This is a genomic window from Sulfurovum sp., assembly GCF_049668085.1.
Lineage (GTDB): Bacteria > Campylobacterota > Campylobacteria > Campylobacterales > Sulfurovaceae > Sulfurovum.
On record NZ_JBATIY010000117.1, the window covers coordinates 1 to 11,291 of the forward strand.

The following is an 11,291-nucleotide window of genomic DNA, read 5'->3' on the forward strand; positions in this document are numbered from 1 at the left end:
CACTAACGTAGCGCTTTCTAGATGACTTGAAGACCCATAAAAAACCTAAAATAAGTATGATCAAAGCCACACTCAAAATCATTACGATCATATTATCCATTTATACACCTTCTTTGAGAAATAATAATTTTTGAAATTCAAACACAGGAACAGGTTTTGAAAAATAATATCCTTGTAGATAATCGCACCCATAAGAGATCATAAGATCAGACATCCTTTTGTTTTCAATACCCTCTACTACCACTTTCATCCCTAAGGAATGTCCTAACTCAACCATTGCTTTTACAACTCTTTGGTTTTCATCATTCGTTACAATAGAATTCACCAATGCTTTATCTATCTTTAACAGATCCCCAGGAAACTGTTGTAAATAAGAGAATGAGTTATACCCTGCCCCAAAATCATCCAGAGTAATACCTACACCCAATTTCTTTAATTTGGCAAAGTATTTCTTCAAATTACCTTCATTAGGCATTAGATCATTTTCAGTGATCTCAAAACAAATGAGTTCCGGATACACTTTGTGATATGCTAATTGCTTTTCTACATTCTCTATAAACGTTTCTGTTTTTAATTCTATCGAAGCAATATTGATCGATATAACAACCTGTTCAAATTTAAATAGTTCCCAACGTTTTTGTTGTTTTAAAACCTCTTCTAAAACAAAATGTCCCAACTCTATGATAAATCCTGTTTTTTCCATAAGCGGGATAAAGACATCAGGTGTGATAATACCATGCTCCGGATGTACCCATCGAACCAATGCTTCTGCTGATACGATTTTATTTGTTTTAGCATCATACACAGGCTGATAATAGACTTCAAATTCATTCTTTTCCATTGCACTGTACATTTCATTGTGAAGAGAGAACTCATCATATTCCTCTTTATCATGATCCGGTATATAAATATGAATCCTACCCTCTCCATTTTTTTCTGCTTCAAAGAGAGCTTTATAGGTATTATCAAGCAGATTTCTGGATGTACCGCTGTCAGGATAGATACTGATACCGGCCGACATGGTCAAATGCAATCTCACTTCGTTCATTTTATATAAGGATGCCACTTGTTCTTGTATCTGTTCAACTAAAGAAATAACACCCAATGACGAGTTTATATTTGATATACTCAATAAAAAATTGTTACCAAAAGTATGATATGCAGAGACTTCCAAGTTTGTCACGATATTCCTCAAATACTCTGTAAATTTGATAAGTATTTTATTGGACTGTTCATATCCCACGATAGCTCTAACCATATTAAGATTATCTAAATGTAATAGTACAAGTGCTACTTTAGTATTGTGTAAATGTATCTTTGAATAAAGTGCAGGCACATCATGAAGTGCCTGAATTTCTGTTGGCATCTTAGTGATCGGATGGAGATGTTTACTTTTAGCGAAAGCTTCCTCTTTACGCAAGTCTTGTATAGAAATGATATTACACCATTTACTTTCTTTAGACTGAAGTAAAGTCCTCTGAATATGTAAATTTATGGGTATACCTTCTTCATATTCAAGTCTTATATGAACTTGAAGAAAAGAGAGACATTGTTCTTTAAACAGATTTTCATTTTCTTTGATCATTGTATCCAATGCTTGCCAATTCTCTTTTATCTTTACTTGTGGCATTTGCGACAGTTTATGTATAAGAAAATCACGTTTCAATTGAAAGAATTGAACCATAGCAGGATTGGCATACAAGATTTCATTTGTATCGGAGAGGATGATAGTAGGTTCTTGGGAAACATCAAATGTTTTTTGAAACATTTCAACTGTATTGTCTGCAGTCTTTAGTTGTTCTTTTTGTTTTAAAAATAGTACAAACAGATATATTGATACTAAAATGGCTATGATCAATATAGACACTAATCCATATTCTTCTTGTATTACTTGACTTACTTTTTGCGTAAATGTCTCCACTTCAACCTGCATTCCACCACCTTGTTATTGAGAACTTCATTATATCATACCTTATTATAAAATCTATGTTTTACTTACATTTTAGTTGAACATCTATCTAAGCAGTTTTTGAAATTCAAATACTGGTAAAGGTTTCGAAAAATAATATCCTTGCATGTAGTCACACCCGAAAGAAGCTATCATATCAACCATTTGTCGATTTTCAATACCTTCAACAACGATTTTCATGCCCATAGTGTGTGCCAATTCTATGATCGCTTTCACAATTCTTTGATCTTCTTCATTTGTGAGGATATAATCAACTAAGCTCTTGTCAATTTTTAAATTATCTGCAGGAAACTTTTTCAGATACCCAAAGGAGGTGTATCCTGTACCAAAATCATCCAATGATATACCTACTCCCAACTTTTTTAACGCAAGAAAGTCTTTGACGGTTTCTGCTTCATTGAGCATTGCTATACCTTCTGTAATTTCAAATTTAATAAGTTCCGGACCAACCTGATGCTCTCCAAGTTTTCTTTCTACATGTTGAACAAATTCACCTGTATTGATCTCCACCATTGATACGTTTATAGAAACTTCAACCTGTTTGAACTTAAACAGTTCCCAACGTTTTTGCTGTTTAAGTACCTCATCAAGTACATATTGTCCCAACTTAATAATAAAGCCTGTTTTTTCCATTAAAGAGATAAATACATCTGGCGGGATCAGTCCATACTGAGGGTGTTTCCAACGGATGAGTGCTTCTGCTCCAACTATCTCTTCATTTTTCACTTTGATAACAGGTTGATAATAGACTTCAAACTCGCCATTGTTCAATGCGCCTTGCATATCACTGTGTAATCTTAATTCATCATAATTCGCATCGAACTGTTCAGGTATGAATATATGTATTTTACCATCACCCTCTTTTTCTGCCATAGACAATGCTTTATACGCATTATCAAGTAATTTACGTACGTTTCCACTGTCAGGATAAATCCCTATGCCGGCTGAGACAGTTAAGTGTAAATTGACATCTTCCATCTTATAAAAGGATGCCAATTTCTTTTGAATATCTTCTACAAATGTTCTTACCTCTTCTATGGAATGTAAGTTGGTCACTGTCAGTAAAAAATGGTTATCAAAGGTATGATAAACCGATATATTGAAACCACTACTTACTGTCTGCAAATAGTTCGCAAACTTTTTGAGTACATCATTGGCTTGTTCATGCCCAATAATAGATCTTAACATTGAAAAATTATCGATATGCATCAGGATTAATGCCAATTTATTTTTTTCTAAATGCGCTTTGGAAAAAAACGCCGGAAGATCATGATAGGCTTGCAATTGATTGGGTAGATTGGTAAGTTGATGACTAAAGTGCGCACTAGAGAGTTCTTTCTCCTTACTTAGATTCTGTATCGTGACAACATCACATAAGATATCATCAGGCATTCCTATGACTACCGTATCTAAGTACACATTGACGGGTATTTCGTCATTTGCTGATATTTTCAATATAGATCGTGGGTAAGAGCGCACTTGCTCTTTAGGACCTGTACGATTTTCTTCTATAAATGTATCTAACCCCATCCAATTCTTTTTTACTTTTATCTGTACTTCCGTCTTCAATATCTTCGATAAAAAATTAGGATTTAATTGCAGCAGTCTGGCCAGAGTATTATTGGCATATACCACTTGATTTTTATCTGAGAGTATCAAGATCGCATCATCAGAGATATCAAATGCTTTTTGAAAGACCTTGATATTATTGTCAAGCGTTACCCGTAGTTTCTTTTTTGTTTGTCTAAGAGAATAAATATAAAGCAAGAAAATTATAAATAAAACAAAGATACAGATGAATATATACTGTTCTACTGTCAATTGACTGCTAATATGTCCAAATTTTTCCAACACGGTATTCATATTGCAACCTTCTAAGTATTAAATTAGATTATATTATACCAACATTCAAACTCATGTTTTACTTAAACATAAAGCTTCTATTCTTGTTGAGGCATCTTCGATCACAAATTTCTGATCAACTTCAAGTGCACTGAGTTCTATGCTCTTGCCTTCTATAGACATTTGTCCCCATCCTTTACGGCATTGTAGTTTAGGATCATTCATTGTTAATTTTTTACCTATATACTCCAAATATTGGCTCTTTTGTTCCAATATAAAGAGCATATTTTGTCTATAGTTTTTATACATTTCAGGTAAAGAAGAAGAAAAACGTTCTAATTTATAGCGTATCACCCTTTTAAATTCATCTTCTAAGCGGGTAAACTCTATTTGCGTCTCTTTTAATTGTCTAGTCGGTGAGCTTCGCAGCAATATCTCTTCTGTATGTTTAAGTTCCCGTACCAGATGATGTAATTTTTGATTCATCATATAGCTAAAACGTTCACTGATCTCAACTAAAGTATAGAGTATTTCTCGCATGTCAGGGAGTATCATCTCCATCGCAGCACTAGGTGTTGGTGCACGCAGATCTGCCACAAGGTCACTTATCATAATATCAACTTCATGTCCTACTGCACTGACTACCGGTGTTTGCATAGAAAAAACAGCATCTGCTACAACTTCTTCGTTAAAACTCCATAGATCCTCTGCACTTCCGCCACCGCGTCCCACGACAACAACATCCACAGCTAATTCATCTGCATAGTGTAAGGCATTGGCTATTTGAACAGCGGCCTGATCTCCCTGTACCAAAGTATCTACGATCACGACTTCAAGTAACGGCCAGCGTTGTTCAATGATCTTTAACATATCATGTAAAGCCGCACTCTCTTTTGCTGTGACCAAAGCTATTTTTTTGATATGTTTGGGGATCGTTTTTTTTCTTTGTGCATCAAAGTAACCTTTTGCTTTAAGACGCTCTTTAAGCTGTTCATAGGCCAATGCCAAGGCACCCTTTCCATAGGGTTCTATATGTACAGCATAGAACTGATACTCCCCTCTAGGTGTATATACCCCTACTGACCCTTCTATAACGATATGCATCCCTTTTTCTAGACGAAATTTCAATTTCGAAACAGTCGAACGCCACATGACACATTTGATACTGCTCTCTTTGTCTTTTATGGAAAAGTATATATGGCCTGAAGTATGATAGGTAACTGAAGCGACTTCCCCTTCAACAAGAATATGCATAAAGGTGGCTTCAAGCAGTGATTTTATTTTTGTATTGAGTGAGGAGACACTCATCATAGATTGTGACATGAGACTCCTTTAGTATGTTGTTCTTACTTTTTTTGTGCCACTAAAAGTGTAGAGATCCCCATAGAGAAGGATTTTGTATATTTCATTTCAAAGCCTGCTTCTTCTAACTCTTTGGCTAACATCTCTGTAGTTAAGAACTCTTCTATAGACTCAGGAAGATACTTATATGCTTCATAATTCTTAGAGATAAGTCCACCAATTCTAGGTAAGACTTTTTTCATACCAAAGTCAACCACTTTATCTAAAGCCCCTGCTCTTTCTTGTTTTGTAAACTCCAAGATCACTACGATACCATTGGGCTTTAATGCCCGGTAAAATTCTTCTAATGCTTCTACTCTGTCTACCACATTACGTATACCATAAGAGATAGAAATAACATCCGTACTCTCATCCGCAATAGGCAGTTCTTGTGCTTTACCTTCTATGAACTGCGCAAAATCCACTTTCTTTTTCGCTACTTCAAGCATACCTACAGAGGGATCAACTCCCACATACTTATTGATAGATACACCATTTTTCTCTGCCTGCTCTTTCCAATAAATAAGTAGATCACCTGTACCCGTTGCGACATCAGTGATTTGAGTTAACTCTTTTTGATCTAGTATTTCAAATGCTTTATCGCAACCTTTTTTTCGCCACTGAATATCGATCCCCATACTTAACACTCTATTGGCTAAATCATACGTTGATGCAATATCATCAAACATTGTGACAATTTTTTCTTGTTTTTCTTGTTTATCTGTGAGTTTTTCAATGCCCAATTTGTTTGCTCCATATCATCAGATCTATATCTTTTTTACTTTGATGTAAAAAATGTAAATTCATAGTTGTATTATAGGTTAAATTATTCGTAGACAGCTTAGGTGTTTGGTAAATGAGCATCCAGTCTATCTTCTCTTTAAGTGCATTCAGCATACCCTCTCCACCTTCTACCAATACAAAAGAGGGTTCATCTAGAAAATCCAATCTATTGATGATCTCAACATCTCTATTTTCAATCCTAAACAATGGAATATCTCTATCAAAATTATCTTCTTTTGCATAGATCTTGACATTGGGTGCCTGGGCTTCAATAAATCTACAATCCAAAGTGGGCCTGTCTTCTCTTACTGTATTACCGCCTATGAGCAATGTATCACAAACCTCTCTTAACTGATGTACATGGGTTAAAGAAGCCTTAGAACTAAGATATCCACCACCGATACGACCATTGGTTGTCTGTGCAAGTTTGAAAAGAACAAAAGCTCTTGTTTGCCATATGAGAAAAGGCTCTATCAAGGCTTGACATTCTTCTTCTAGCACACCTATACTTGCATTTGCCAGCTTTTGTATACCCCCATCATGACCCTCTATAGGGTCTCGTATACCTATCACTACTTTACACAATGTCAATGACTGCAATAAAGAGGCACAAGAAGGTGTTTTACCTTCATGAGAACAAGGTTCAAGTGTCACATAAATAGTGCATTGAGTGAAAAAATCTTTAGGGAGTGCTAAAAGAAAAGCATGGGCTTTTTGAGCATCTTGAGGATCAAAGTCTATAGATGTATTTGAAAGTGTTTCGTAGGCTGAAAGCAGAGCCAAAACTTCAGCATGTGAAGTACCTGCCTTCTGATGCGCTTCTATGGCTAAAATATTGTCGTTTAGCGTAACTACTGCACCTACTGCAGGATTAGGATAGGTTAAGCCTTGGTATTCCCAAGCTTTGTCTAGAGCAAGTTGCATATAAAATTCGTCTCTCATAAGCAACTTCTCCTTACTTTAAAAATTAAATCTAATTCCAGTCAAAATAGGTTTTTGCTGTACCTAGTGCCCCATACTCAAAGCTCTCATCACCCTGTTTTGTTTCCACAACGATACCATCATTGTCGGCACTTTTTAGAGTCCCTTTAAGTTTGTCACCACCTGTTATTTTGAGCTTCACTTTTTCACCGATGGCATTTTTAAAGTGCACAGGCTTTGTAAGTTTTCTCTCAATACCAGGAGAACTCACTTCTAAACGGTATCTTTGTGCCATAGGAGGGTGAACATCCAAAAAAGGTGAGAGCTCATGAGAAATATTCGCACACAGTTCAAGATCTACACCGCCCACTTTGGTCACCAATACACGAAAAATTGTCTCTTCAAATTCAGTCACTATTTCTATATCATATAAATCTGCACCACTGGCTTCTATGATTTTAGCTATTTGTGTTTCAAGATTCATCTTTTGACTCCTCATCATTAGACTTTCTAGTCGCTATTTGTTTAAAAAGATCTTCCATCCGACTGACTTTTTCTAACTGATGATCAAATTCAAATGTAAAACGTGGAGCCTTGAACCACCCTTCACTTTGCTTGCAATGGTTTTGTATATATCCAGCGACAGTTCGTAACTGTCGAAGTGCTTCATTCTGCTCTTTTTCATTCAGAAATGAAGTATCAAGATAAACCTTGGCATCAGATCTTCCTTTTGAACAGATCACATCAGTAACAGTAAGCCCGTTGATGCGTTCATCGTCCAAACTACCCAGTGCCTCAGGAATGATCTCTTTAAGTACTGACTCTACTCTATGCCGCTTGATCTCTTCTTGGGTCATTTTACAGTGTCACTTGCTCTTCAACATCTTTAAAGGTCTCGATCACATCACCCTCTTTAATGTCATTAAAGTTTTCAAGCATGATACCACACTCATAACCGTTCTTCACTTCTCTTGCATCTTCGTTGAAACGTTTAAGTGAAGAGATCGTACTTTCATATACCACAACACCATCACGGATAAGTCTGGCTTTAGAGTTTCTTGTAATTGCACCATCAGAAACTTTACATCCGGCAATCGTACCCACTTTTCCAACAACAAATGTCTCACGTACATCTGCCTGTCCAGTAACTTCTTCAGAAATGACCGGACTCATCATACCACCGAGAAGTGCTTTTACATCATCGAGAAGATCATAGATAATAGAGTAAGAACGTATCTCTATACCCAACTCTTTTGACTTCTTCTTCACTGCACCTGTCGGACGCACGTTAAATCCAAGTACGACAGCATGTTCAGATGCATCAGCAAGTGTAAGATCACTCTCTGTTACTCCACCCACGCCTTCATGAATGATATTGACTTTTACTTCTTCATTTCTAAGCTTCTCTAAGCTGCCTTTGATCGCTTCAAGAGAACCTTGAACATCTGCTTTGATAATCACAGGAAGTGATTTGAGCTGACCCTCTGCAATAAGCGCAGAAAGATCATCAAGTGATGCTTTCGTACTCTTAGAAAGTTGTTTTGCTCTATCGTATTCAGCTCTTTTTTCAGCCAATTCACGTACTTCTTTATCTGTACCCATCACGATAAGTTCATCACCTGCTCCAGGTACTTCATTAAGTCCTACGATGGCTGCTGGGGTACTTGGTCCGATCTCTTTAACATTACTTCCGTCATCCAATCTAATGGCCTTGATACGTCCATATGTTTTACCTACGATCACATTATCACCAACACGCAATGTACCATTTTTAATGATCACATTCGCAACTGGTCCAAAACCTTTTTCAAGAGAACTTTCAACCACAACAGCTTTTGCTTCTCTAGTTGGATCAGCTTGTAGTTCCATCACTTCTGCCTGAAGAAGAATAGTTTCAAGTAAGTCATCTATACCCATCCCAGAGTGTGCAGAAACTGGAACGAATTCATACTCTCCACCCCAATCTGCAGCCATCACACCTATCTCTGACAATTGAGCTTTCACATTATCAGGGTTTGCACTCTCTTTATCCATTTTATTAATAGCAACAATGAGTGGTACACCTGCAGCTTTAGTATGGGCAATAGCCTCTTTGGTTTGAGGCATTACACCATCATCTGCTGCAACAACAATAATAACAATATCTGTTGCCTGTGCTCCACGTGAACGCATTTCTGTAAATGCTTCGTGACCTGGAGTATCGACAAAAGTGATCTTTTTACCATTTTTTTCTACTTGGTAGGCACCTACGTGTTGCGTAATACCACCGGCTTCCTTGTCTGCTACTTTTGAAGTACGAATTCTGTCAAGAAGTGATGTCTTACCGTGGTCAACATGTCCCATAATAGTAATAACAGGGGGTCTCTCTTCAAGATTTTCGTCTTCAACTGCATCATAAGCATCTGCATAATCAAGCTCATCAAGCGGGTTCACCGTTGTAACTTCTACTTCAAACTCTTCAGCTAATATTTCGATTTCGTCTTTACTTAAAAAGTCATTCTTTGTTACCATCATACCAAGTGCAAAAAGTACACCGACAACTTCACCTACAGAGCGGTTTACTTTTTCAGCAAACTCATAAACCCTAACATTTTCAGGGATCTCGACAGAAGTAACCACTTCTGTATTTTCTACTTTTTCATACTTCTTACGTTTACCACCACGTTTAAGTGAACGTTTTTGTTGAGGCTGGAACATATTTCTGCCTTTGGTCGGTCCTCCACTTGCAGCTTCTCTTTTCTTCGCCTCTTCTTTACGTTTTTGCTCTTGGCGCATCATGTCTTCATAGATATTCTTATCTGAAAAATCTAAAAGTACGACTTCTTCTCCACCAAAACCACTGTCTATATCACCACTCATACTATCATGGTTAAAGATATCTATTTTAGTACCAGTATCTCTCGCTTCTGCTACTTTCTTAGGTTTCTTTTTTGCCACATAGGGTGTTTGTTCACCCATAGAGATCTTAGTTCCGGCTCTTACAGGTGCTGGTTTCGCTTTTCTAACGATTTTGATACCACCACGAGAAAGTGTTTTTCTTTTTGGTCTATCTTCAACAGCAGGTGTTTCAGGTTCTGTTGTCTTACTGACGACAGAGATCCCTTTACGTTTTTTTGCCTCTTTAGGTACAGGTTTTGTTTCAACGATCTCTTCAGTCACTTCTGATTTCGTTGCTTCAACACTCTTCTCTTCTACTACTTCTGGAGTCTCTGTATTGCTTTCAACTTCTTTTTCTTCAGTAGGAGGAGTTTCTACTTCTGGAGCTTCTGCTTTTGGAGTTTCTGCTTGTTTCTCTTCTGCTTTTTTCTTAACGACCGTGATTTTAGGTTTGCTACCAGGCTTATTAAACCCTTTTGGTAATGTTCCGCTAATTGCATAATCTACTAGAATACCTGCATTTTCCATACTGATAGTACTATTGGCTGCTTTAACATCAAAACCTAACTCTTTGGCTTTATCTAGCAGATCTGCATTCGACAATCCTGCTTCATCTGCTATTTCTTGGATTTTAACTTTATCCATTATTGATTAACTCCTTTAATATAATGCAAACTAGTTGCATGCGTTGACATCCGTGGTCAACTCTTTCAATAGCTTAGTAAATCGTTCTTTATTTTGTTTAAAACGCTTCACTAAGCCATTGATTTTTTTTTCATTACTCACACACATATCACATAGGTAAAAACTTCTTCCCTTACCATCAAATGCTACTACCTCTTTATCCTCTTGTTTAAATCGAATCAAAGTGTTTTGAGGATGTCTACTTCGGCAAGCGATGCACATACGTGTTGGCTGTGATTTTTTCATGCGTATTATACCTAAAAAGAGATTAAGCGTACTGCTTAACTTTTGGTGATGACACCATTATTGTCTAAAGAGAGAATAAAAACCCTGAATTGAGGGAAACGTGATCGCAATGCTTGTGCCATTTTATCTGCATCTTTATCATATGCAAGATTAAAAAATGTAGAGCCTGAACCGGAGAGTGTACTCATAAGTGCTCCATTTTTAAGTGCGAGTTTCTGTACATCAAACAATTCTGGCATCATCTTCATACGTCTTGCCTGATGTAATTTATCTTTAGAGGCTATACGCAACAGATCCCAAGACTCACTCATAAAAAGTGCTGTCATATAAGAGGACCGTGAAAGTGAATACACTGTTTCCTCTTTTCTATACATTTTAGGCAGAACCGTACGAGATTTAGCCGTGGAGATAGTACGGTTTGGTACAACTACTACAGCCCTTAAATAATCAGGCATACGTCTTTTTTTACTATAAACCCTGTCACCTTCTACACAGGCAACATTAAAGCCTCCCATCACTGCCGGAGTGATATTATCCGGATGATGTTCATATCGCAGTGCATGGTTGAGTATCTCTCTTTTATTGTATTTTTTACCTGCTGCTGTATATGCCCCACTCAAGGCAGCAA

General features: G+C 36.9%; 10 protein-coding genes. All 10 read right to left on the reverse strand.

All coding sequences use genetic code 11. From position 1 onward, the window contains the following. Positions 1 to 100: 100 nt before the first annotated feature. Positions 101 to 1,933 carry an EAL domain-containing protein gene (locus WBM70_RS07825; protein ID WP_424557945.1) on the reverse strand — a complete coding sequence of 611 codons (1,833 nt, stop codon included), beginning with the start codon at positions 1,931 to 1,933 and terminating at the stop codon, positions 101 to 103. Positions 1,934 to 2,014: 81 nt separating this feature from the next. Beyond that, complete coding sequence (locus tag WBM70_RS07830) at positions 2,015 to 3,832, reverse strand: putative bifunctional diguanylate cyclase/phosphodiesterase (RefSeq protein ID WP_424557946.1); 1,818 nt, start codon at positions 3,830 to 3,832, stop codon at positions 2,015 to 2,017. 51 nt (positions 3,833 to 3,883) lie between these two features. Beyond that, positions 3,884 to 5,134, reverse strand: coding sequence for an exodeoxyribonuclease VII large subunit (gene xseA / locus WBM70_RS07835; RefSeq protein WP_424557947.1), 1,251 nt, complete (start codon positions 5,132 to 5,134; stop codon positions 3,884 to 3,886). A 23-nt stretch (positions 5,135 to 5,157) separates the two neighbouring features. Beyond that, a complete protein-coding gene (gene ubiE / locus WBM70_RS07840) occupies positions 5,158 to 5,895 on the reverse strand; it encodes a bifunctional demethylmenaquinone methyltransferase/2-methoxy-6-polyprenyl-1,4-benzoquinol methylase UbiE (protein ID WP_424557948.1) in 738 nt (245 codons plus the stop codon). Continuing rightward, entirely contained in the window at positions 5,885 to 6,877 is a 993-nt protein-coding gene (gene ribD, locus WBM70_RS07845; protein ID WP_424557949.1) for a bifunctional diaminohydroxyphosphoribosylaminopyrimidine deaminase/5-amino-6-(5-phosphoribosylamino)uracil reductase RibD, read from the reverse strand. Before ribD ends, ubiE begins: the two co-directional genes overlap by 11 nt. A 31-nt stretch (positions 6,878 to 6,908) precedes the next feature. Then, positions 6,909 to 7,340 carry a ribosome maturation factor RimP gene (gene rimP, locus WBM70_RS07850; RefSeq protein WP_424557950.1) on the reverse strand — a complete coding sequence of 144 codons (432 nt, stop codon included), beginning with the start codon at positions 7,338 to 7,340 and terminating at the stop codon, positions 6,909 to 6,911. Continuing rightward, on the reverse strand, positions 7,330 to 7,713 hold the full coding sequence (gene rbfA, locus WBM70_RS07855) for a 30S ribosome-binding factor RbfA (protein ID WP_424557951.1): 384 nt from the start codon (positions 7,711 to 7,713) through the stop codon (positions 7,330 to 7,332). The genes rimP and rbfA overlap by 11 nt, the downstream gene beginning before the upstream one ends. Position 7,714: 1 nt before the next feature. Then, positions 7,715 to 10,378: a translation initiation factor IF-2 gene (infB, locus tag WBM70_RS07860; RefSeq protein WP_424557952.1), complete on the reverse strand. Its 2,664-nt coding sequence runs from the start codon at positions 10,376 to 10,378 to the stop codon at positions 7,715 to 7,717. A gap of 30 nt (positions 10,379 to 10,408) precedes the next feature. Beyond that, positions 10,409 to 10,663 (reverse strand): DUF448 domain-containing protein, encoded by a 255-nt coding sequence (locus WBM70_RS07865; protein ID WP_424557953.1) that lies wholly within the window; start codon positions 10,661 to 10,663, stop codon positions 10,409 to 10,411. A 35-nt stretch (positions 10,664 to 10,698) separates the two neighbouring features. Continuing rightward, the coding region (gene thrB / locus WBM70_RS07870) for a homoserine kinase (RefSeq protein ID WP_424557954.1) at positions 10,699 to 11,291 on the reverse strand (593 nt) is incomplete at its 5' end.

What these genes read in the sequence shown, in the direction of transcription:
- WBM70_RS07825 (WP_424557945.1), bottom strand. Translation starts at nt 1,933, where the DNA reads ATGCAGGTTGAAGTGGAGACATTTACGCAAAAAGTAAGTCAAGTAATA.
- WBM70_RS07830 (WP_424557946.1), bottom strand. Translation starts at nt 3,832, where the DNA reads ATGAATACCGTGTTGGAAAAATTTGGACATATTAGCAGTCAATTGACA.
- xseA (WP_424557947.1), bottom strand. Translation starts at nt 5,134, where the DNA reads ATGTCACAATCTATGATGAGTGTCTCCTCACTCAATACAAAAATAAAA.
- ribD (WP_424557949.1), bottom strand. Translation starts at nt 6,877, where the DNA reads ATGAGAGACGAATTTTATATGCAACTTGCTCTAGACAAAGCTTGGGAA.
- rimP (WP_424557950.1), bottom strand. Translation starts at nt 7,340, where the DNA reads ATGAATCTTGAAACACAAATAGCTAAAATCATAGAAGCCAGTGGTGCA.
- rbfA (WP_424557951.1), bottom strand. Translation starts at nt 7,713, where the DNA reads ATGACCCAAGAAGAGATCAAGCGGCATAGAGTAGAGTCAGTACTTAAA.
- infB (WP_424557952.1), bottom strand. Translation starts at nt 10,378, where the DNA reads ATGGATAAAGTTAAAATCCAAGAAATAGCAGATGAAGCAGGATTGTCG.
- WBM70_RS07865 (WP_424557953.1), bottom strand. Translation starts at nt 10,663, where the DNA reads ATGAAAAAATCACAGCCAACACGTATGTGCATCGCTTGCCGAAGTAGA.